The organism is Haloterrigena salina JCM 13891, from assembly GCF_000337495.1.
Taxonomy (GTDB): Archaea; Halobacteriota; Halobacteria; order Halobacteriales; family Natrialbaceae; genus Haloterrigena; species Haloterrigena salina.
Genome location: NZ_AOIS01000012.1, coordinates 22,039 through 44,104 on the forward strand (window position 1 = coordinate 22,039; position 22,066 = coordinate 44,104).

Annotated in this window: 22 protein-coding genes; 13 read left to right on the forward strand and 9 right to left on the reverse strand. The window is 65.9% G+C overall.

What is annotated here, in order from left to right; genetic code table 11:
• Positions 1-33 precede the first annotated feature (33 nt).
• Complete coding sequence (locus C477_RS02870; RefSeq protein WP_008892923.1) at positions 34-738, reverse strand: carbonic anhydrase; 705 nt, start codon at positions 736-738, stop codon at positions 34-36.
• Positions 739-882: 144 nt separating this feature from the next.
• On the opposite strand from C477_RS02870, the gene C477_RS02875 reads away from it, so the two are divergent.
• Both C477_RS02875 and C477_RS02880 read left to right on the forward strand, forming a co-directional pair.
• Positions 883-1,899: an NADP-dependent oxidoreductase gene (locus tag C477_RS02875; RefSeq protein ID WP_008892924.1), complete on the forward strand. Its 1,017-nt coding sequence runs from the start codon at positions 883-885 to the stop codon at positions 1,897-1,899.
• A 408-nt stretch (positions 1,900-2,307) separates the two neighbouring features.
• Positions 2,308-3,162, forward strand: a complete 855-nt coding sequence (locus C477_RS02880; protein ID WP_049914193.1) for an alpha/beta fold hydrolase — start codon at positions 2,308-2,310, stop codon at positions 3,160-3,162.
• A gap of 64 nt (positions 3,163-3,226) precedes the next feature.
• Here C477_RS02880 and C477_RS02885 read toward each other — a convergent pair whose 3' ends face one another.
• The gene (locus C477_RS02885; protein WP_008892926.1) at positions 3,227-3,901 is read right to left on the reverse strand and encodes a helix-turn-helix domain-containing protein; all 675 of its coding nucleotides are present in this window, start codon (positions 3,899-3,901) and stop codon (positions 3,227-3,229) included.
• 190 nt (positions 3,902-4,091) lie between these two features.
• Between C477_RS02885 and C477_RS02890 the strand changes: the two genes are divergently transcribed.
• Positions 4,092-6,710: an efflux RND transporter permease subunit gene (locus tag C477_RS02890; protein ID WP_008892927.1), complete on the forward strand. Its 2,619-nt coding sequence runs from the start codon at positions 4,092-4,094 to the stop codon at positions 6,708-6,710.
• A 77-nt stretch (positions 6,711-6,787) separates the two neighbouring features.
• Here C477_RS02890 and C477_RS02895 read toward each other — a convergent pair whose 3' ends face one another.
• From C477_RS02895 to C477_RS02905, 3 genes are all read right to left on the reverse strand, one after another.
• Positions 6,788-7,591, reverse strand: coding sequence for an ABC transporter permease (locus C477_RS02895; RefSeq protein WP_008892928.1), 804 nt, complete (start codon positions 7,589-7,591; stop codon positions 6,788-6,790).
• Positions 7,591-8,619 carry an ABC transporter ATP-binding protein gene (locus C477_RS02900; RefSeq protein WP_008892929.1) on the reverse strand — a complete coding sequence of 343 codons (1,029 nt, stop codon included), beginning with the start codon at positions 8,617-8,619 and terminating at the stop codon, positions 7,591-7,593. The genes C477_RS02895 and C477_RS02900 overlap by 1 nt, the downstream gene beginning before the upstream one ends.
• A 155-nt stretch (positions 8,620-8,774) precedes the next feature.
• Complete coding sequence (locus C477_RS02905) at positions 8,775-9,953, reverse strand: CBS domain-containing protein (protein ID WP_008892930.1); 1,179 nt, start codon at positions 9,951-9,953, stop codon at positions 8,775-8,777.
• Positions 9,954-10,515: 562 nt separating this feature from the next.
• Here C477_RS02905 and C477_RS02910 point away from each other — a divergent pair.
• The 3 genes from C477_RS02910 to C477_RS02920 all read left to right on the forward strand — a co-directional run bounded on the left by C477_RS02910 (position 10,516) and on the right by C477_RS02920 (position 12,672).
• On the forward strand, positions 10,516-10,746 hold the full coding sequence (locus tag C477_RS02910) for a hypothetical protein (protein WP_049914183.1): 231 nt from the start codon (positions 10,516-10,518) through the stop codon (positions 10,744-10,746).
• A gap of 245 nt (positions 10,747-10,991) precedes the next feature.
• A complete protein-coding gene (locus tag C477_RS02915) occupies positions 10,992-11,522 on the forward strand; it encodes a 50S ribosomal protein L16 (protein WP_008892932.1) in 531 nt (176 codons plus the stop codon).
• A 277-nt stretch (positions 11,523-11,799) separates the two neighbouring features.
• Positions 11,800-12,672 carry an ATP-grasp domain-containing protein gene (locus C477_RS02920; RefSeq protein ID WP_008892933.1) on the forward strand — a complete coding sequence of 291 codons (873 nt, stop codon included), beginning with the start codon at positions 11,800-11,802 and terminating at the stop codon, positions 12,670-12,672.
• 30 nt (positions 12,673-12,702) lie between these two features.
• On the opposite strand, the gene C477_RS02925 is transcribed toward C477_RS02920, so the two are convergent.
• Complete coding sequence (locus tag C477_RS02925; RefSeq protein WP_008892934.1) at positions 12,703-13,104, reverse strand: Hsp20/alpha crystallin family protein; 402 nt, start codon at positions 13,102-13,104, stop codon at positions 12,703-12,705.
• A gap of 110 nt (positions 13,105-13,214) precedes the next feature.
• Positions 13,215-14,228 (reverse strand): type II glyceraldehyde-3-phosphate dehydrogenase, encoded by a 1,014-nt coding sequence (locus C477_RS02930; protein ID WP_008892935.1) that lies wholly within the window; start codon positions 14,226-14,228, stop codon positions 13,215-13,217.
• Positions 14,229-14,486: 258 nt separating this feature from the next.
• Between C477_RS02930 and C477_RS02935 the strand changes: the two genes are divergently transcribed.
• Positions 14,487-14,852, forward strand: a complete 366-nt coding sequence (locus tag C477_RS02935) for a DUF7857 domain-containing protein (RefSeq protein ID WP_008892936.1) — start codon at positions 14,487-14,489, stop codon at positions 14,850-14,852.
• The gene (locus tag C477_RS02940) at positions 14,849-15,547 is read left to right on the forward strand and encodes a MinD/ParA family ATP-binding protein (RefSeq protein WP_008892937.1); all 699 of its coding nucleotides are present in this window, start codon (positions 14,849-14,851) and stop codon (positions 15,545-15,547) included. Before C477_RS02935 ends, C477_RS02940 begins: the two co-directional genes overlap by 4 nt.
• A 49-nt stretch (positions 15,548-15,596) precedes the next feature.
• On the opposite strand, the gene C477_RS02945 is transcribed toward C477_RS02940, so the two are convergent.
• Positions 15,597-16,940, reverse strand: coding sequence for a DUF7125 family protein (locus tag C477_RS02945; RefSeq protein ID WP_008892938.1), 1,344 nt, complete (start codon positions 16,938-16,940; stop codon positions 15,597-15,599).
• A gap of 498 nt (positions 16,941-17,438) precedes the next feature.
• On the opposite strand from C477_RS02945, the gene C477_RS24680 reads away from it, so the two are divergent.
• The 5 genes from C477_RS24680 to C477_RS02965 all read left to right on the forward strand — a co-directional run bounded on the left by C477_RS24680 (position 17,439) and on the right by C477_RS02965 (position 21,531).
• Positions 17,439-17,564, forward strand: coding sequence for a DUF7859 family protein (locus C477_RS24680; protein ID WP_008892939.1), 126 nt, complete (start codon positions 17,439-17,441; stop codon positions 17,562-17,564).
• A gap of 716 nt (positions 17,565-18,280) precedes the next feature.
• Positions 18,281-18,415, forward strand: a complete 135-nt coding sequence (locus tag C477_RS24685) for a hypothetical protein (RefSeq protein ID WP_008892940.1) — start codon at positions 18,281-18,283, stop codon at positions 18,413-18,415.
• Positions 18,416-18,487: 72 nt separating this feature from the next.
• Positions 18,488-19,582, forward strand: a complete 1,095-nt coding sequence (locus C477_RS02955; protein WP_008892941.1) for an aminopeptidase — start codon at positions 18,488-18,490, stop codon at positions 19,580-19,582.
• A 222-nt stretch (positions 19,583-19,804) separates the two neighbouring features.
• Positions 19,805-20,983, forward strand: a complete 1,179-nt coding sequence (locus C477_RS02960) for an inorganic phosphate transporter (RefSeq protein ID WP_008892942.1) — start codon at positions 19,805-19,807, stop codon at positions 20,981-20,983.
• A gap of 131 nt (positions 20,984-21,114) precedes the next feature.
• On the forward strand, positions 21,115-21,531 hold the full coding sequence (locus C477_RS02965) for a universal stress protein (protein ID WP_008892943.1): 417 nt from the start codon (positions 21,115-21,117) through the stop codon (positions 21,529-21,531).
• A gap of 16 nt (positions 21,532-21,547) precedes the next feature.
• Here C477_RS02965 and C477_RS02970 read toward each other — a convergent pair whose 3' ends face one another.
• Positions 21,548-22,057 carry a hypothetical protein gene (locus C477_RS02970; RefSeq protein WP_008892944.1) on the reverse strand — a complete coding sequence of 170 codons (510 nt, stop codon included), beginning with the start codon at positions 22,055-22,057 and terminating at the stop codon, positions 21,548-21,550.
• Positions 22,058-22,066 lie beyond the last annotated feature (9 nt).

The window sequence follows — 22,066 nt, forward strand, 5'->3', positions numbered from 1 at the left end:
CGGTCCCCTGCCCAGTTTCGAACCGGCCCCTCGCTACCGGTGGAGCAGACTGCGGGCCGTCGCCTCGTAGCCCTCGGGCACGATATCGGCGAGCGCGTCGGGGTCTGTCTCGCCGTTGGCGGCGACCAGGTACGCGCGGCCGGGTTCGTCGCCGTAGACGCCCTGAAAGTCGTAGACGAAGCCGTAGACGTCGATGTCGTCGGGAACGTCCGCGGCGTCGCAAAGCGAGCGCACCTGATAGTCGACGTTGTACTCGACGAGTTGGTTGACCACTCGGTCGTCGTCGGCGTCGGTGTCGACGAGGCCGCTCTCTATGGCCTCCTCGACGATGGGCACGAGCTGGTCGACCCACTTATCGACGCCCTGCGGGCCCGGCGGCTCCTCGCCGGTCGCGACGTGGTAGGCCGCGGTGACGGCGCCGCAGCCGGTGTGGCCGACGACGGCGACGACGTCGGTGCCGGTGTGGTGGATCGGGTAGAGGACGCCGCCGTCGACGATCCGCTCGCCGCCGTCCTCGTCCCAGATCTGGTTGCCGATGTTGCTCGGCGTGAAGACCGCACCCGGGCGTTCGATGCCCCACATACCCTCGTGAGAGACCCGCGAGTCCGAACAGCAGATCGCGACGACGGTCGGATGCTGGTCCGTCTGCACCGCCGCGAAGTAGTCCTCGGGCAACGCCTCGACGTGGCGCTCGTTGCCGGCGAGCAGCTCCTCGAGCGTGTCCCGATCGCCTCCCATAACGAGACGTACACGAACGGCGACCAAAAAGGTTCGACTCGCTGCTGACCGCGGCCGCACCGACCTCGCGTCTGGATCGACGGTCAACCGTTCGTCATCTTCCGGGAGCCCAACGTTCACCCGTCGGGGCGCCCTCGTACGCGTATGGCAGAGACCAGACAGTGGCGACTCGCGAGCCGTCCCGTTGGCGAACCGACCCGCGACGACTTCGAACTCGTCACCGTCGACCGTCCCGAACCCGATAACGGCGAGGTGCTCGTCAAGACGCTCTACCAGTCCGTCGATCCGTACATGCGCGGTCGCATGCGCGACGCGGAATCGTACGCCGAACCGTGGGACGTCGGCGACCCGATGAAAGCGAGCGTCGTCGGCGAAGTCCTCGAGTCCAACGCCAGCCAGTTCTCGGCGGGCGATATCGTCACCGGCGACCTCCTCTGGGCGGAACACGCCGTCGCGGACGCGAACGAACTCCAGCCGGTCGATCCGGACCGCGGGCCGATCTCGACGGCGCTGGGCGTGCTCGGCATGCCCGGCGTGACGGCCTACTGGGGCCTCAACGACGTCGGCGACCCGAAGCCGGGCGACACCGTCGTCGTCTCCGCGGCCGCGGGCGCGGTCGGCTCCGTCGTCGGCCAGCTCGCTCGTCTCTCGGGGGCTCGAGTCGTCGGTACCGCCGGCAGCGAGGCCAAGATCGAGTGGCTCACCGAGGAACTGGGCTTCGACGCCGCGATCAACTACAAGGAGACCGACGACCTCTCGACTGCGGTCGACGAGGCCTGTCCCGACGGCGTCGACGTCTACTTCGACAACGTCGGCGGCCCGATCACGGACGCCGTCTGGCCCCGGCTGAACGTCGACGCCCGAGTCGCGGTCTGCGGCCAGATCGCCCTCTACAACGAGACCGAGGTCCCGACCGGCCCGCGAAAGCTGGCCAAACTCATCGAGAGCCGCGCGACGGTCGAAGGGTTGCTCGTCAGCGACTACCAGCCACGGTGGGGCGAGGCGCTCGAGCGGCTCTCGACGTTCGTCCAGAACGGCGACGTCCAGTACCGCGAGAACGTCGTCGAAGGCTTCGAGAACGCGCCCGACGCGTTCCTCGGGCTGTTCGAGGGCGAGAACATCGGGAAGCAGCTGGTGAAGATCGCCGACTACGAGGACTGACGCTACTGCGGCCCGTGTCCACCCGCGGGCGGCGTTCCACAGTCCCGTCGCGCGCCCATCAGGACGTCGGGAAGCATCGCGACGACTTCCGCGGGAGATATCCCGAATCGCCGACCCGGAGCGTTCCCCGTATCAGGAGCTGCGACAGGACGAGCTCGGGGATGACGAGAACGGACGCGACGATGATGAGATACCAGTCTCCCCTCAGATCGTTCTCGCAGTTCGCGACGCGGGCATTCGTTCGCCGTTTCGATCGCTCTCATCGAGCGACCGTGCATGTCCGCCGAATAGTGTTAACGTGAAGAGTCGGTATCACCGAATACCTCGGTGTGGGTTATGTACCCAGTCGCGGATCGAGCGGCGTCCGTACGCGACCGGTGTCCGCCGCATCGGATCATGGGTATCGCGATGCGCAACGATAAAGGGTCATTTAGTTTTAATCTACGTGTGAATAGTTCCGAGCCGGAGTCGATTACGCTCCCCGACGGTCGCACGCTGGCGTTCGCGACGTACGGCGATCGGAACGGCGCGCCGCTGCTCTTTCACCACGGAACGCCCGGTTCCTCACGGCTCGGGGCGTTGCTCTCGGCGTCGGCCCACGACCACGGCGTTCGCGTGATCGCGCCGAGTCGCCCCGGCTACGGTCGGTCCGATCCCCATCCGGACGGGACGTTCGAGACGTGGGCCGCGGACTGCCGGGCGCTGGCGGACACGCTGGGCCTCGAGTCGTTCGCGGTCGCGGGGTTCTCGGGCGGCGGCCCGTACGCGTTGGCTGTCGCCGCGGACCACCCTGACCGGATCACCGATGTCGGCGTGATCGGCGGGCCGGTGCCGGACCACGACGAGAGTCCGTTCGGCTCGCTCGTTCGGTTTCCGCACCTGCTGGGTGCCGTGTTCCGGGTCAGTGCGCTCGTCGCCCGACTCCGCGGCGACCGGGTCGTCGTCGACCAGTTGACCGATCGATCCGTCGACGACGAAATCGCCCGCATCGTCGGTCGCGACTTCCGTACCGGACTGTCTAACGGGTCCTCCGGCGCGGTCCGCGAGAGCCGAACGATCGCGAGCGACTGGTCGCTGCCGCTGCCCGATGCCGACGCCGTCGATCTGACCGTTTGGCACGGAGCGGAGGACGAAAACGTCCCGATCGGACCGGTCCGGGCCACATACGAGGACCGGACGGCCATCGACCTCGAGGAGGTCGACGACGATCACCTGGGAACGCTGTGTCGGGTTCGCGACGCAGTCGTCGAACCGTCTGCGTGAGCCCGACCAGACGATTCTCAGCGCCGACGAGTCGATCGTGGGACGGCAGACGACCGTTGACCGTTCAGACGCCCGAACCGCTCCGCTCCATCGCTGCGCGGACGAGTTTGGCCTCGGCCTTGCGCAGATGTTCGCTCGCCGTCGCCGGCGCGCACTCGAGTTCGGCGGCGACATCGGCGTGGGTGGCCGCGCGGGGCTGATCGTAGTAGCCCAACTCGAGCGCGACGGAGACTGCCTCGCGTTGGCGCTCGCTCAGCGTCGCCGCCGGCCGGTCCGGATCGCCGCGCACGGTCTCGATCTCGTCGATCCGGACGTCGACCGCGTCGCTCGCGCGGTCGAACGCGGCCTGCAGCGACTCCGGGTCGCCCACGACGCGGAAGTGGATGGCCCCGTCGCGGTAGACGATCGGTCTGCGGGCGACGAAACCGGACTGCATCCGCGCCCGGTGGATCGTCTCGTACATCGGCGTCGCCAGCGGCCGCGCCTCGACGATGGCGTAGGTCCACCCGTCCTCCGTGGCGGAGAGATCCACCGACTCGATACCGGGCGTCTCCGTGGCCTCCGCGCGGAACCGCTCGGGATCGCCCTCGAGGGCGTACAGCAGCGTCTCCACGCCCTCGCGGGTGGGATTACCACCGATGAGCCGCGCTTCCGCGATCCGTTCGGAGTTGGCCAGCAGGTTGTAGAACCTCGGCGCCGCGTCGGGGTCGACGGTGGCCCGTCCGCGAATGAGCTTCATCGACCCCTTCTGCCCGAGAGCGACTTATAAAACCACCGTCCATACCTCGCAGCATCCCTTCCTCGGGTCGATGGGTGGGTTCGCATACGAATCCGATGGTCGAACGCACGCGAGTCACAGACGCGGAGGCGAAAGCGGAGACGGAGACGGACACGAACATGAACGCGATCTCGACGGAGGGACGCATCGAATGGAGCGGCTAGACCGACTCGCGTCGGTCGTCACCGAACGCAGTCGACTGGTGATCCTGCTGGTACTGGTGATGACGGTCGGGATCGGCGCCAGCGTGACCGGCCTCGAGGAGTCCAACCAGATCACGATCGACGAGGAGTCGGAGTCGGCGGCGGCCGACGACTACGTCGCCGAGAACTTCACGGCGGGCGAGGTCAACGCGACGACGTCGGTGATCGCCGTCCGCTACGACGACGGCGACGGTAGCGGCAACGCGCTCTCCCGCGAGTCGCTGCTCCGGGAACTCGAGTTCCAGCGGGAACTGGTGGCCAACGAGTCGGTCAACGAGACGCTCGTCGCCGAGCGAACCGGCGGAATCGCGAATATCGTCGCCGCGACGGCGATCACCGAGGACGACGTTCGCGACGACGAGAGACGGAACGAAGCCGATGAGGACGATGAGAAACGGCCATCGACGGAACCGACGCTCGAGGAGCAGATCGCCGCCCTCGAGTCGATGGACGACGGCGAGGTCGAGCGGATCGTCGAACGGATCACGGATCCGGACAGCGACCATCCCGAGCGGGAGCGGGTCTACTCGCTGCTGTCGCGGACGTACGACACCGGATCGGCGACGGCGGACGCGCGGGCGTTCGTCCTCACACAGGAGACCGACGGTCCGGTGCGGACCGACGTCTCCGTCTCCGATACCGTCGCCGAGGGGCAGGTCGCCGCTCGCGACATCGCGAAGTCCCGGTCCGGACCGGAGACCTACGTGATGGTCGGGAGCGGACTCGTCGGCGAACAGGAGGACGCGGCGATCGAGGACAGCCTCGCGATCGTCGGCCCGCTGGCGCTGCTGTTCGTCGTCGGGACGCTCTCGATCGCCTACCGAGACCCGCTGGACGTCGCCCTCGGCCTGGTCGGTATCGTCCTCGTGCTCGTCTGGACGCTCGGAACGATCGGCTGGGCCGGTATCGCGTTCAATCAGGTGATGGTCGCGATCCCGATACTGCTCATCGGGCTGTCGGTCGACTACGCCTTCCACGTCGTCATGCGGTATCGAGAAGAGTACGGTGACAACGGCAGCGACGACGACGGCAGTGACGTCCGCGCCGCCATGACCCGCTCGCTGAACGGCGTCGGACCGGCACTGGCGCTCGTGACGGTCACGACGGCGATCGGGTTTCTGGCGAACCTCACGAGTCCGGCGGCCGATCTCCGGCAGTTCGGCGTCGTCGCCGCGATCGGCATCGGGACGACGCTGGTGGTCTTCGGCTGCTTCGTCCCCGCTTGCAAGGTCGAACTCGACGCCGCGCTGGCGGCCCGCGGCTGGGACCGCTCCGATCGAGCCGTCGGCACCGGCGGCCGCGTCGGCGGACTGCTGGCCGGCGGGTCGGGGCTGGCCCGTCGAGCGCCGGTCGCGGTCGTCGTGGTCGCGCTCCTGGTCACCGCCGGCGGCGCGGCCGGCGCGACGCAGCTCGAGACGTCCTACTCGGCGGAGACGTTCATGGCGGACGAGCCGCCGGCGTGGACCGACGAACTGCCGGACCCGATACGGCCCGGAGACCACTACCTGAAGGGCGACCGCGAGTACGTCTACGGGACGTTTCGGACGCCCGACCAGCGGGGCGAGGTCCTGATCGAGGGCGCCATCACGGACCCGGCGACCCTCGAGCGCCTCGAAGCGGCCGAATCGGAGGCCGCCGCGACGCCGGTGACGGTCGACCGGCCGACGGGCGACCCCGCCGTCGACTCGCCGCTGTCGGCGATGGAACGCACCGCGGCGACCGACGAGGCGTTCGACGAGACGTTCCGCGAGGCGGACAGCGACGGCGACGGCGTCCCCGACCGGAACCTCGAGGCCGTGTACGACGCCTTCTTCGAGGCGAACCCGTCGCTGGCGGACCGGTACGTCCACCGGAGCAACGGCGAGTACGTCGCGCTCAGGCTCACGATGGCCGTCGACGGCACTGCCGACGCCTCGACGATCAGCGAGCAGGTCGAGGACGCGGCGACGGTCCTCGAGACCGACGCCCTCGAGGCGACCGCCACGGGCCAGCCACTCGTGGCGACGGAGACTTCCGAGCAACTCGCGACGACCGTCGCCCAAAGCCTCGCGGTGACGGTCGTCGCGATCCTCGTCCTGCTCACCGCCGTCTTCCGCGCGACGAGAGGGCGGGCATCGCTGGGTGCCGTCACGCTCGTCCCCGTGGCCGCCGCCGTGAGCTGGTTGCTCGGGACGATGGCGCTGCTCGGGATACCGATCAACGCCGTCACCGCGCTCGTCGGCAGCATCGCGCTCGGACTGGGCGTCGACTACGCGATCCACGTCACCGAACGGTTCGGCGGGGAACTCGAGGGCGGCGCCGACGCGGCGACGGCGTTGCGCCGGACGGTGGTCGGCACCGGCGGCGCGCTCCTGAGCAGTGCCGTCACGACGGCGGCCGGCTTCGGCGTGCTCGGCCTCGCCCTGCTCCCCGCGCTCCGCCAGTTCGGGATCAGCCTCGCGATCGGGATCGCGTACGCGTTCCTCGCCAGCGTCGTCGTGTTACCGAGCCTGCTTGCCTGCTGGGTCCGATACGGTCCCGGCACGGTGACGGAGTCGGAGCCGACGGCGGTCGCCGGCGACGACTGACCGGCGGAACCGCTCGAGTCGGAGGGCGGTTCAGTTTCGGCGAGAAGGGAGACGGCGAGCGAGCGTCAGACCGGCCATCAGTCGGTCAGCCCGTAGCCGATCTTGAACAGGTAGACGTCGATCGCCAGCACGAGGACGGTAGCCGCCGTGAGCACCCCGAGCGCGAACAGCGGCGCGAACTCGGTGTACGGTGTGGGGAGGATGCCGACGCCAATTAGGTCCGAGTGGCCCAGCAGTCCGTACCGGACGCTGTCGACCATGTAGACCATCGGGTTCACCAGCGATATCTGGATCTGCCAGCTCTGCTCGAACGTCTCGAGCGAGTAGAAGACGGCGCCGAAGAACACCAGCGGGCGGAGGATGAACTGGTTCATCACGGTCAGATCGTCGAAGTCGCGGGCGACGAGCCCGCCGATAATCCCGAAACCGGCGAACAGCGCCGTGATGACGACCATCGTGGCCACGAGGAACAGACCGTGTTCGATGCTGATCGGCACGAACAGCCGGCCCACGACGGCGATGATGACGCCGACGATGAGCCCCCGCACTGCGCTGGCCGCGACGTAGGCGACGACCATCTCGGCGTAGGACAGCGGCGAGGTCAGCGTCTCGTGGATGTACTCGTTCCACCTGCCGTGGAAGATCGAGAACGAGGCGTTCTCGAAGGCGTTCGAAATCGCCCCGAGGACGACCAGCCCGGGGACGATAAAGAGGATGTAATCGAAGCCAGCGATCTGATCGATCCGGCCGCCGAGGATCAACCCGAAGACGGCGAAGTAGAGGACGTTCGTGATCGCCGGCGGCATGAACGTGTTCTTCGGACGGCGAACGAACCGCAGCACCTCGCGCCGGAACAGCGCGCGGAAGCCGACCGACAGCATCAGGCCACCCCCTCCTGTTCGCGCTCGGACGGACGGCTCTCATCTGCTTCGTCCGCCCCGTCCGCGCTCGAAGCCGACGACCGGGTCACCGTCCGGTCGTCACTCCGGGTCAGATCGACGAAGATCTCCTCGAGCGACGTGCGGGTGATCTCGAGGTCGGCGATCTCGTGGCCCCGCGCCTCGAGGTCGTTCAACAGTTGCGGTGCGGTCGAACCGCCGTCGTCGACGCGGACCTCGAGGCTGTCGCCGGTCGTCGTCACCTCGTGGGCGTACGCGCCGAGGTCGGTCTCGAGGTCGGCCGCCGCGCTCGCGGAGACGCCGGACTCGAGGCGGACGGAGATCGTGTCGGTACCGCGCTCCTTCAGTTCGTCCGGCGTCGCGACGGTCACCTTCCGGCCCTCGTTCATGATCGCGACCCGGTCACAGAGGCGCTCGGCCTCCTCGATGTAGTGGGTCGTCAGGAGGATCGTCGTCCCCTCCTCGTTGAGTTCCGTCACGAGTTCCCAGAGATCGTGGCGCAACTGGACGTCGACGCCGGCCGTGGGCTCGTCTAAGATGAGCAGGTCGGGATCGGTCACTAGCGCCCGCGCGAGCAGTAGGCGACGTTTCATCCCGCCGGAGAGCCAGTCGAAGCGCTCGTCGCGCTTGTCGTAGATCCCGACGCGCTTGAGCACCTCGTCGGCGCGCTCGGCGGCCTCGTCCTCGGGAACGCCGTGGTAGCCGGCCTTGTGCATCAGCACTTCCTTGATGGGGAAGAACCGATCGACGTTGAACTCCTGTGGCGCCAGTCCGATCGCGTCGCGGGCCTGTCGGTACTCCGCCTCGACGTCGTGGCCGAAGACCCGCGCCTCGCCGCCGGACTTGCGGACCAGGCCGACCAGCGTGTTGATAAAGGTCGTCTTGCCCGCGCCGTTGGGGCCGAGCAGGCCGAAGAACTCGCCCTCCTCGACGGTCAGCGACAGCTCCTGCAGCGCGCGCAAGTCGCCGTATTCCTTCACGAGATCGGTCGTCTCGATGGCCGGTGGCATCGGCGGTGAGTCGGCCCCGACCGCGGTTAAGAATGTTGATTGCGGCCCTCGAGGCGGCCGTTTCGGACGGTTTTGCCGGTTCGTCGGTCGACTGCGCGTCGTCGAGGCGAATGAGTCGGCCGTCGTGGCGGATGGATCGACCGCCGTCGCACCGATCAGTCCGCGGCCCGCAGTTGGCTGCTGGGGTTGACCGCGCCGCTTTTCTGAACGATGTCGAAGGCGGTCATCACGTCGGATCGAGAGATTAGGCCGACGAGGTCGCCGTCTTCGACGACGAGCAGCCGCCCGATATCGTTCTCGCGCATCTCCTCGATCGCCGTCATCGCGTCCGAGTCCGGCGTGATCGTCCGCAGGTCGGTCGTCATCACCTCGTCGACCGTGAACGCGTCGCGTTCGACCGGATCGATCTCGCGGGCGTCGGTCAGCGTCACGAGTCCGACGAGGCGTTCGCCCTCGAACCCGCTGGTGTCGATGACCGGGTAGCCGGTGTGGCGCTCGGTGAACATCCGCTGGACCAGCTCCGCCACCGTGGTCTCGGGTTCGACCGTGTGGAGATCGCTGGCGGGCGTCATGATGTCGCCGACGGTGACGTCCTGGAACGCGGCCTTCATCGTCACCTGCTGGGCCTCGCTCGAGGCGGCGATGTAGACGAAGAAGGCGACGCCGATGAAGATGATGCTGAACTGCATGAGTCCGATCAGACCCATGACGACAGCCAGCAGCTTGCCGACGCCGGCGGCCTGCTGGGTAGCCGTCGCGTAGGGGCGGCTGCGGGCGAGAAACGCGCGGAGAACCCGCCCGCCGTCCATCGGGAACGCGGGGATCATGTTGAAGACCGCGAGCACGACGTTCAGAATAGCGAGGTAGCCGAGAACGAACCTGGCGCCGTCGAGGCTTTCGGGGACCGCCAGAAAGAGCGCGTACGAACCGACGCCGACGAGCACGGAGACGATCGGACCGGCGATGGCGATGGTGAGCTCCTGTCGCCAGTCCTCGGGCATCTCCGAGAGCGCGGCGATGCCGCCGAACAGCCAGAGCGTGATCGAGTCGATCGGAAACCCGTAGCGCTGGGCCGTCAGCGAGTGGCCGAGTTCGTGGAGCACGACGCCGACGAACAGCCCGATCGCCGCGGTCAGGCCGAGTAGCCACGGCATCGTCCCGGCGGTGATCGCGCCGACGTCGATGCCCGCCGCGAGCCCGTCGTTGAGCAGCCCCGCGACGGGTTCGATCTGTTCGCCGATGAGATAGGCGAACAGCGGGAGCACCAACAGAAACGTGAGGTCCAACTTGATCGGAATCCCGAACAGGGATCCGATTCGAAAACTCCGAGGCATGCCCCATGTTACCCGTGGAAAGGCCTTAAAAACGCCGACGGAGGGGGGTGGGTCGCCGTTTGTCCCCGATTCTCGGCCCCGTCGCGTACTCGCCGGGCGCCCAGCGGGATCGGACTGCCAGTAGACCGCTGTTCGCTCGATTCGCTCGACTATCACCGAGATTAGAGCTCGAGCCGAAATCTGCCGGAATCGATGAATAGGGAGGCTCGATACGGCCATTGTCGCATTACTGGCATCCAGTATTAATATTCCTTATACGCTCTGCAGGTGCCTGATTTCTCGCTACCAATACTGTGATAAAGTGATACACAGTTATTCTGTTTCTAGTCGTTCCCGGCAACGTTCGCCCGCAGTCATTTTCCAGTTCCAGTACGGTGATTCCTCTCGTGAATATCTGACTCGGCTAGAGAGAACCGCTCACATGCGCCGAGTGGACTTTCTCGTCTCAGTAGCTACTGTGACATCCGTATTCTAAGGCATATAATGTCACTAGGACTCTTTTCCGAATATGGACTCGGTGTGCAATAACTTTATACAGATGTTCGTCGATTGTGTAAATACGATGATGGAACAGACCCACACCGATCCCGGACTCACCGAACTACCGACCGAACTCAACTCCGCACAGGGGAAGCTCGTCTACCTCTACCTCGAGGCGACTGACGGGGCAACGGTCGACGAACTGGGTCAGGTGCTTTCCATGCGGAAGATCGACATCCTGAGCGTCTGCAACTCGCTCTCGAGCCAGCAGCTGATCGAGAAGTGCGACGGAACGTACGTGCCGACTCGCTGATTTTCAGCACCGACCGTGCCGCGTTGGGCGTGCACCGATCGCTCGTCACCGAGCCGCCGGCTCGTCGATTGTCGTCCGACCCGGCCTCGAGGACGGACTCGATCGCATCGGATTCCGAACTGCTGGTCGGATTCCAATACTGCCGATCCGTTCGTCCACGTACGTGGCCGCGGACCCGCATCCAGCGCGTGCTTCGAAGCCTTTATCCGCACGGTAGGCCTGCGTTTTCGTAAGTAACCACAACCATGTCCGACAAACCCGCCTCAATGTACCGGGAGATTAGCAAGCCGGCCTACACGCGACGCGAGTACATCACCGGCATCCCGGGCTCCAAGATTGCACAGCACAAGATGGGCGACATCAGCGCCGATCCCGAGGACTACCCGGTCCAGATCAGCCTCATCACCGAGGAAGAGGTTCAGCTCCGCCACGGGAGCCTCGAGGCCTCGCGCCTCTCGGCCAATCGCCACATGCTGAAAAGCGCCGGCGAGAACAACTACAAGATGATCCTCCGGAAGTTCCCCCACCACGTCATCCGCGAGAACAAGCAGGCGACGGGTGCGGGTGCGGACCGTGTTTCCGACGGGATGCGACAGGCCTTCGGGAAGATCGTCGGCACCGCCGCGCGTATCGACGCCGGCGAGCGCATCTTCACCATCTGGTGTGACGTCGACGACGCCGAGTTCGCCAAGGAGGCGATGCGTCGCGCCTACAACAAGATCTCGCCGCCGTGTCGCGTCGTCGTCGAGAAGGGCGAAGAGCAGCTTATCGCCTAAAGAACGAAGTTTTGCTCTGCGGGCCGCCGTTGGCGGCCCTCGGCAAAAATTCGATTAAAAACACTCCTCCCTCCGTTCCGAACGCATAGCGTTCTCCACGTCGGTCGTCGGTCCGCTCGCTCTCTTCGGTCGCTCGCGGTCGTAATTGGGTAGTGCCTACCCTTCCCTGAGTCGTGCGTCTCTCGCGTCTGCTCGAGACGCACTCCCGGCCACGGTTACGGCCTCGAGTCCGCCCGTCTCGAGCACCTTTTTGTCCCTCTACTCCCGAGTGCCGACTATGATCGATCTCGCGGTAGCGAACGCGAAACAGACGTTCCGGCGGATGCGCGAGCCGCTGTCCGAGCGGGGAATACGGGTTCATCACGTGCCCGTGCGCGAGCGCACGATCGCGCTCGGCGATCCGCCGTGGGACCCCGACGACTACGACGTGGGGTTCGTCTACCCCGGCCGGCTCATGGAGGGCGGCGTCGCCGACGCCCTGCTCGAGATCCCGTGGCTCAACGACCACGAAACGGTGTTGACCTCGCGGAACAAGGCCGAAGTGATCGCGCGACTCGAGCGGGCCGACCTGCCGGTTCCGGAGTCGGTCTACGTCTCGAACGACGTCGGCGAAGCGGAACTGACCGCCGTCTTCGAGCGGTTCGATCCGCCGGTGGTCGTCAAGCCGAACTCGACGACCCGCGGCGTCGGCGTCGCGAAGGCTCACGACCTCGATTCCTTCCTCGGGATCTGCGACTACCTCTCATTGGTCCACGATTACAAGGCGACGGGCGACCAGTCGTTTCTCGTCCAGGAGTACCTCCCCGACGCGACCGACTACCGCGTGATGGTCCTCGAGGGCGAGTACGTCGGCGCCGTCGAGCGGCGACTACCCGACGCGGCCGTTGCCGAGGGCCAGTGGAAACACAACGTCCACCGCGGCGCGGAGGCGACCGGCGTCGAGTTGCCCGAGGAGTACCGCGAGCTGGCCGAGCGGGTCGCAGCGGAGCTCGAAATCCCGTTCCTCGGCGTCGATTTACTCGAGACCGACGACCGACTGGTGGTTAACGAAACGAACGCGCGGCCGACGATCGACGACGAAACGAAGTACGAACCGGACTTCTACGATCGACTCGCGGACGCAATTCGAACGGCTGCCGACCGGCAGTGAAAACGGGGAAACCGACCGCGACGGCCCGGATTACTCGAGGCTGATACCCGAAGACTGCTCCGCGGGATCGAAGACGACTTCGAGGACGCCGTTGTTGTAGGTCGCCGAAGCGGTGTGTTCGTTGACGCGGGTCGGCAGGGAGACGCGCTCGTCGTACTGGCGGTGCTCGCTCTCGGCGGAGATGGTCAGGGTCTTCCCGTCGCACTCGAGTTCGATGTTGTCCTTCTCGACGCCCGGGAGATCGGCGACGACCCGGAGCTCGTCGTCGGTCTCGTGGATATCGACGTGGGTGTCCATGCCGAAGCCGTTACCGACGTCGCTCGAGGAGGAGAAGTCGACGTTCGCGTCCGCGCCGTTCATCATTTCGTTCATCATTCGTTCGATCTCGCGGAACAGGTCGTCGAAGGGTTCGTCGCGGTCGTCTCGGCGCATGCGAAACGATAGTGGACCGCGGGCCAAAAACTTTCTGTCGTCACTAGTTGTTTGGGGTGAACGAAACCGACGAACGGCGATGACGAAGCCGCGAGGAAGCGACAGCGCCGCTACAGCCCGATTCCCATCGTCTCGTTTGTCGTCTGGATGCTTTCCTCCGCGTCGGCTTCGCCCAGCACCGCTCGGATCGCGTCGACGTTCTCGGGGACGACGTCGCTCTCTTGGTGGATCCCCTGGAAGAGGTAGAGGTCGTTGCCGACCGTCGAAACCGACTCCTCCCAGATGCAGTTCTCCCAGACGTCGCCGCGCGGGCGACCCGCGTCAAGCGCGTACTCCTTGAGCTTCCCGCTGCCGTCGATATCCATCCGTTCGGGGATCTGGAAGAGGCGGGACTCATCGGCGAACAGGTCGCGAACCTCGCTCGCGTCGACTTCCTCCTCGAGGGTGACGTTCAGGCTGTGCATGTGCATCAGCGTCGCGGGCACCTTCATGCCCAACGTGTCGATGTCCAGATCGTCGAAGATGGTCTCGACGTCGGGACCGTGGTGGGAGGGGATCGTGACCGGGTTCGGCAGGATGTCGTTGATCGGGCCGCGGGAGGTCTGGCCGGGGTCGCCGCCCCGCCGGACGAGCGTCGCGCGGACCTTCTCGACGCCGTAGGCCTCCCGCAGGGGCGCGATCACGCGGGAGAGGCCGGTCGTGTTACAGGAGACGACGCGGACGTGATCGGCCCCGGTCGCGTCCTCGAAGTTCGAACGAGCGTTGAAGCTAGTGTCGACGAGGTCGGCGTCCTCGCCGCCTTGGTAGAGCGCGGGCGTGTCGTACTCCTCGTACATCGACTTGTTCTCGGCGCCGATGCCGGAGGGCGTAGCGTCGACGACGACGTCGGCCGCGTCGACGAGGTCTTCGACGGGACCGGCGATCTCGAGGCCGGCTTCCTCGAACCGATCGGCTCGTTCTTCGACGGCGGCGTAGAGCGGGAATCCCTTGTCGACGGCCGTCTCGGCCTCGAAGTTGGGACGCGTTTTGGCGACGCCGCGAACCTCCATATCGGGCTGTTCGCGGACGGCGTCCGCGACGCGTTTGCCGATCGTGCCGTAGCCGTTGATCGCGACCTGGATCATGTACCCGGGAGTCCACTACCGAGGGGGATAACCGTTTCGAGGCTTCTCGACCGATTTTAACTCGAAAGAGAGTTTTATGCAGATTTCCGTAGCGATTCAGCGAGCCGGAACGGTCGCGAACGGCGGCTGGATCGGTATCGCGCCGGTCGCCGGCGATGCGAGTCGGCGCCAGAGATTCCGCTACTCCCTCGTTCGAAGGGCGACGCATCACCGTACTGGTGATGTAATTTATACGTCATTGGGCGCGATAATAGTGGCATGGTCGAGGTGGAAGCGACGTGTGAGCGACGCGAGGACGTGACGCTGGTCCGGGCGACTGTCACCAACACTCGGTCGACGCCGCAGACGGTTCGCCTGCGGAGTCGACTCGAGGGACCGATCTGGCCGCCGCGGGCGGGGTCGGTCGCGGCCCCCGAATGGGACGACGACGAGTGGACGGGGACGGTCAAACCGGGCCGGACGCGCGGCCTCGGATTCGCCAGTCCGGCGCCCCCGATCGAGTCGCCGGTCGAAATCGTTGAGGTTTGCCGAGCGGACGGCGACGAGTCGTCCTCGTCGAAGACCGTCCTCGCCGACCTCGAGGAGTGGGCGCCGACGACCGACGTCCTCTCGCGGGAGCTATGATCGTCGCGGTAACCGGCGGCAAGGGAGGGGTGGGGAAGTCGACGACGTCGCTCAACCTCGGGTACGAACTCGACGCGGTCGTCGTCGACGGCGACCTCGCGACGGCCGACCTCCCGCCCGGAACCGGCCCCGACCTCCACGATGTCCTCGCCGGCCGCGCCGACCCGGTCGCGGCCGTCGAACGGTTCGGACCGGTTCGCTACCTCTCCTGCGGGCGGACGCTGGCCGGGGCCCGTGCGGCGGATCTCTCCGCGCTCGGCCGCGTCGTCGAACGACTCGAGCGGGAGTACGGCCGGGTCGTCATCGACTGTCCCGCCGGCCTCGCGAGGGACGTGGGGGCGCAACTCGAGACGGCTCACCTCGCCGTCCTCGTCACGACGCCCGACGAAGCCGCGCTCGTCGATGCCGTCCGGACGCGACGCGTCGCGGCCGATCTGGAGACGCCGATCGCGTCGATCGTCCTCAACCTGGCCGACCGCGACGAGGACGACGATCTCGCGAGGCGCGTCGAAGAGACGTTCGGTGCGACGACCGCGATCGTCGAAACTCGAGCGACGATCGACGACGCCCAGTCGCGGTGGCTGCCCGTCGACGATGTCGATCCGGACTGTCCGGCGGTCGGCGCGTTCGACGGGATCGCCCGGACCGTCGAACGGTCCGAACGGCGGCTCTCGAGCCGTCTCGGCGTGCGCTGATCGACCAACGACCACGCGACGGCGTGGCGTCGGGACGTCTCTCAGCTTGTTACTCGTCCGCCTGATGCTCGCCGGCGACGCCCGAATCGGAGCCGGCGGCCAGTTCCCCGTCGGCCGGCACCGTAATCGCGTTCGACGTTCCGTCGAAGCGCAGTTCGATCGTCTCGGAGAAGCCGCAGTCGGCGCGGTGTTTCGGGACCGAAAGGTAGTGTTCGACGTCCGCGTCGGCGCCGGACGAGACGGTCTCGAGTTCGAGCACGACATCCGCGAAGTGGGTCGTGATCTCGCGGTTTTCCGGAACCGTTCGCGTCGGACAGTGGAGGACGGCGACGCCGTCGGTCTCAACCATTCCGTCTTTCAGGTCGTTCATGAACGCGACGTACGCCTCCCTGTCCCGTCGCTCGAGCGCGCTCGCGGTGTCGACGAGCAGGTTCGCGCCATCGGGAAGCTTGTCGAGGAACTCCCGGAACCGGTCGAAGGGCGCCGCTCCCTCGCCGTCGATCCGGCGGACCGTCGGGGTGCCCGTCTCGAGCGTCGACGCCTCGATCGCGCGGTCGACGTTCCGTTCGGAGCGACGCGTCGTGACGTACAGCGAGCCGCGGGCGGCCGTCGTCTGGTAGAGGAACTGTTCGCTCTGACTCGCCGGATCGGCCGTCAGTGCGACGACGGTGCCGGGCGGGACGCCGCCGCCGAGTCGGCGATCGAGGGCGTCGACGCCGGTCCCCAGCAGTTCGTCGGCGGACGCCGGCGGCGTCCGGGCCGTCGCGTTCTTCGTCTGGAGCGTCCGCACGATCTCGTCGTAGACGGCCCGGGAGTCGTCGGCCGACAGCGGGTCGTCGACTTCGGAAACGACGCCCAGTACGGGTACATCGACCCACGACCGGACCGTATCGGGCACGTCGGACGACCGGTTGACGATGGCGCCGAGCACCGGGACGCCGAGCCGGTTCGTCATCTCCACGGTCGTCTCGGCGGCGTCCAGACTCCGGTCGTCCGCGGTCGTGACGACGATCACCCCGTCGGCGACCGAGAGCGGATCGACGACGTCGGGGCCCGCGCCCGACGGGCAGTCGATCAGCAACTGCACCGAGTCGGGCGCCAGCCCATCGAGGGCCGTCTCCGTATCGAGTTGCGCGGAGGATTTGGGCGCCGGGAGCAACGCGACGTTCGACGACCGCGGATCCTTTTGGGCGACCTGCAGGACGTCGTCTTCTCCGCGTGCCGCCGCGAGCGTCGGTTCGCGATCAATGCCACCCCTGACGTGAAGGTTCGGAAGCTGTCGGTCGGCGTCGACCGCGAGCGCGGGCGTTCCGCCACGACCGAACGCTTCGGCGAGGCCCAGCGTCGTCGTCGTCTTGCCACAGCCACCTTTCGCACCGGCGATTGCGATCATGCCTCGGTTAGGCTTCCGCTTCCTATTTGAACGTGCACACGAAGCCGCCGAATACTAGTCCCGTTGCTCGAGAGCCGTCGCGGACCGATCGAGAGGCTGCTATCGACGCGTCGTACGAGACGAAACCGACTCCGGAGGCGATCCACAGAAACCGTCACGTCAGCGGGACCGTCGCGTCCCAAGTCCCGTCGGAACCGCGACTGGAGAGAGTAGGGCATCGACGGCGCGGCCGTCGATCGCCCGCGTCGGATCGAAGCGGTCGGGGATGGGAGGGTGATAGCGGGGCCGCGGGCGATCCGTCTCGATCGCGCCGTCGCGGGCCGCGACCGAGACGCACGCTCGACTACGTTCCACCGAAGAATATAGTCAGCGCAAGGTGAAACGTCGATTTGAGTTTATTTCGGTCGCCAAACGCAACGATCGCGCCCGAATCGGGTTGCGTCGCCAACACGTGACCGCGGTCGAAACGATTTTGCGCGCTGGCACGATACCTCCAGTATGTTCGACTTCATCCCCGACGACCCCGTCATCATCGCCATCGTGGTGATCCTCCTCGCATTGATCTTCTTCTCGTACCTGCTCGTCCGACGGACCATCCTCGAGTTCCGAGATGGAATGCGGTAATCGAAGACTCGATTTCATCATGCGGTTTGGGCCCTAGCAGCAGGAGCTACTACTTCTGAAATCAGTGAACTGATAATTTCTTTGACGGTGCTAGAGCGGTATCGGTGCCGGTGACTACTGCAATTAGTACAGCTCCCGAATATTATATAGATTAATATACTAAAATAATGGGTGCGGCGTAGAAATCGAGATTTATTGGACGGTAGTAATGCCAGTTCCAGCTTACGATATTTAATCTCAGTAAAAGACTGCGTAATCTATTACTGCCAGAATTCCATGACAGAATTTAATGATTGACTTCACTCCGTTACAATCACGGCTGCTGGAGACCGGCTTGTTCGCTCTTTGTGGGATGATAGGCACATATGGCTATTTGGACGATCCCTCGATGCGGATATTTTTGGTCTTGATCGGTATCTCCCTACTCGGAGTGCTCGTATCGGGATCACGGCTACTACTCCAATTGATCAGGTGAAAAACTCGAACGAACCACGGATTCAATGGACTGCACCATCTTCGCAGTTGCGTAATCGTGTCCGAATTTATCGCTATCCGCAACGTTTCTACTAATGGCTTGATGTTTATCCCCCAATCGGAACGATAGACTTCTATTTCTCATAAGAACATTCCCTGAGAGATTGCGGGTAAACTGATCTCGTGAACGCCGACGGCTACAGATAAACCGCGTTCGGGGATGAGACGGTCAACTCGACTAATTGTATTTCTGGTTTTCAGTCGACGAGGACGGCGAGGTCAGCCTCGAGTCGCCGTTCGCGCTCGCGTTCGGCGGCGGCGTGGGTTGTGCGATCGCGGCGATCTACCTCGGGATCTCCCTCTCGAACCGGGACTAGTCGGAACGCGGCGACCCCGGAACCGGGTGTCGATGCGAAAACGGTATCCCCGCGGTCCCAGACGTCTGTCATATGGACCCACGTATCCGCGAGCACGCCGAGGTCATCGCGAACCACTCGGTCGATCTGCAGGAAGGCGACAACGTCGTCGTCGACGCCCACCCCATCGCCGAGGACCTGGTCGTCGCCCTCCACGAGGTCATTGGCGATCGGGGTGCGAACCCGGTGACGGTCAGCCAACGCACGGGCGAGCGCCAGCGGCGGGCCTTTTTGCGGGCTGCCGACGAGGACTTCGACACGCCCGAGCACGAACTCGCGCTCATCCGGAACACGGACGTCTACATCGCCATCCGTGCCTCGGACAACGTCACCCAGACCAGTGACGTCGACCCCGAGACGCAGGCGGCCTACCAGCAGGCCCACCGCCCGATCCTGGAGGAACGCCTCTCGAAGCGCTGGTGTCTCACGCAGTATCCTGCGCCGGCCAACGCCCAACTGGCCGAGATGAGCACGGAGGGCTACGAGAACTTCGTTTGGGACGCCGTCAACAAGGACTGGGAGGAACAGCGCGAACACCAGGAGAACATGGTCGAGATCATGGATCCCGCCGAGGAGATCCGGATCAAAAGCGGCGACACGACCGACGTCACGATGTCGATCGCCGGCAACCCGACGCTCAACGACCACGGCGAGCACAACCTGCCCGGCGGCGAGGTCTTCACCGCGCCCCAACCCGACAGCGTCGAGGGCGAGGTGCTGTTCGACATGCCCCTCTATCATCAGGGCCGGGAGATCACGGACGTCTACCTCGAGTTCGAGGGTGGCGAGGTCGTCGATCACTCGGCGGCGAAGAACGAAGAGGTCCTCACGGAAGTCCTCAACACGGACGACGGCGCGCGCCGACTCGGCGAACTGGGCATCGGCATGAACCGCGACATCGATCAGTTCACCTACAACATGCTGTTCGACGAGAAGATGGGCGATACGGTCCACATGGCGGTCGGCCGGGCCTACGACGACACCGTCGGCGAGGGCAACGAGGCCAACGATTCGGCGGTCCACGTCGACATGATCGTCGACATGAGCGAGGATTCGGTCATCGAAGTGGACGGAGAAGTGGTGCAGCGCGACGGGACGTTCCGGTTCGAGGACGGATTCGAACAGTAGGACCGCGAGCAAACGCAGTGAGTAAGCGGCCTTCTCGCGCACGACGGCGCAAGCGAGGGTTCGAAAGCGCCGTGCGCCTTCGGTAGTTTTTATCGACGGTTTTGCGCCTGCGACGGACGCTTCGAACCTGTGAACAGAGAGCGGTATGACAGCGTTGGGGAGACTCTGTCACATCCATAATCCACAAATATTTCGCATAACGTATCGACGGACAATACACTGATGTCTGCGCTGTTGCTCGGCGTCGGCGTTCTCGTCGCGCTCTTCGTCGGCTACAACATCGGCGGCTCGACGACCGGGCCGGCGTTCGGGCCCGCCGTCGGCGCCGACGTGATCGGGAAGGGCGTCGCGGCGGCGCTCATGTCCGTTTGTTTCGCGCTCGGGGCCCTGACCGTCGGTCCGGAAGTCGTCCATACGCTCGCGGGCGATCTTCTTCGGGATCAGTCGGTCTTCACGCTTCGCTCGAGCGCCGCCGTCCTGCTGGTGATCGGCGGGGCGTTGTTCCTGGGCAACTACGCGGGCGTCCCCACCTCGACGTCGATGACCGCCGTCGGCGCGGTCGCCGCGCTGGGATTTGCGGCCGGGGAACTCGATCGCTCAGTGCTGAGCGAGATCGTCACGTGGTGGCTCGTCGCGCCGGTCGTCGGCTTCTGGGTCGCAGCCGTCGTCGGCCGGTACTGGTATCCGCGGCTGCGGGCGTGGCTCGCGCTCGAGGAAGGTCGGCGAGAGCGACCGCTCGTACGGGTGGTTTCGTCGGGAATCACGCCGCAACCCGTCGTCGAATCGACCGACGGACGGCGCGAGCTATCGGGTGCGATCGCCGTCGTCGCCGTCGGCTGTCTGATGGCCTACGCATCGGGAACGAGTAACATCGCCAACGCCGTCGCGCCGTTGTACGCGACCGGCGAGCTGGAGCTCGATCCGCTGCTCCTGCTCGGTTCGGCCGCCGTCGCCGTCGGCGCGTTCACGATCGCCCGGCGGACCCTCGAGACGCTTGGCAACGACATCACGGCGCTGCCGCTGCCGGCGGCGATCGTCGTCGCCGTCATCAGTTCGGCAATCGTCGTGAGCCTCTCGGCGGTCGGCATTCCCGCGAGTTTCGTCATCGTGGCGACGATGAGCATCGTCGGACTGGGGTGGGGACGGGCGTCCCGGACGCCGACGCTCTCCGACGTCTCCCGCAGCGAGGACGCGCCGACCGCCGTCGGCGGCCAGCACGCCGACGGGGAGCACGATTCGCCGGCGTCCAGCACGCAGGAAGCCGCCGACGCGCCGGAAGCGGCGTCGCTGTTCGATCCCTCGACGACGGCCCGGGTCGTCGTGATGCAGAACGTCGTCCCGCTCGTCGCGACGGTCGGGGCGTTCGTGCTGTTCGAGTTCGTTCCGCTCTTCAGGTACTGAGCGCTCCCTTCGATCGATCGGCCCGTTCGGCGGCGACGGCCGACGGTCGCTCGAGCGGGCGCCGAGACGCCGAGTCCGATCCCCGGGGCCCAGCGGACGGGTTTATATCAGCGGACGCGCTATTTGCAACCATGAAAGTCCTCGTCGCATACGACGGCTCCGCGCCCGCACAGAAGGCAGTAGAATACGCGTTCGACGAGTACGCCGACGAGGAGATCATCCTGTTGCGCGTCGTCGAGTTCGCGGACGGCTACACGGAAGCGAGCATCAGGGCCATTCAGGACTTGCTCGACGACCGCGAGGAGGAAGCCGCCGCGAGACTGCGCGAGGACCTGATGGAACTCGTCGATACGAGCGGCGTCGATTTCCAGATGGACGTCGCCTCCGGTGATCCCGCTCGAGAGGTCGTCGAGTACGCGGAGGAAAACGACGTCGATCACATCCTCGTCGGCAGCCACGGCCGACAGGGCGTCTCTCGAATCCTGCTGGGCAGCGTCGCCGAACGGATCGTCCGGCGCGCCCCCGTCTCAGTCACCCTCGTCCGGTGAGCGCCCCCTCGAGGGGTCAGATGAGTTCGACGGGCCCCTTCTGTCCCGCCGGCTGGTACTCGCAACGGTAGGTGTCCATCTCTGGGGTCGCCTCGAAGACGAGCGTCTCGCGCTCGCCCTCGACGTCGGTGCCGTCGGTCGAGTAGTCCTCGACGACCTCCCGCTCGTCGTCCCAGAACGCGAAGTTGTGGTGGATGCCGTCCTTGTTCTCCCAGGTGACCTCGTACTCGCGGCCCTCGACGAGGACGAGCGTCGGGTTCTCGACCCCCTCGATCGCGCTCGGCTCGAGGCCGAGCCATCCCCCGACGTAGCCGTCGAACCGGAGCGACTCGACGTCGCGCCACGCCTCGGGGTCGGTGTCGCCCTCGACCGCCGTCGCCTGATCGAGTCCGGGCTCGGGGTCTTCCTTTTCCGAATCCGCGCCGCCCAGACAGCCGGCGACGGAGACGGTCGCGACCGCGCCGGCCACTGCCGACAGGACCGTCCGCCGCTTCGCACCGCGCCGGTCCGCGCCGTTCGGTGCCATAGTGGTCCT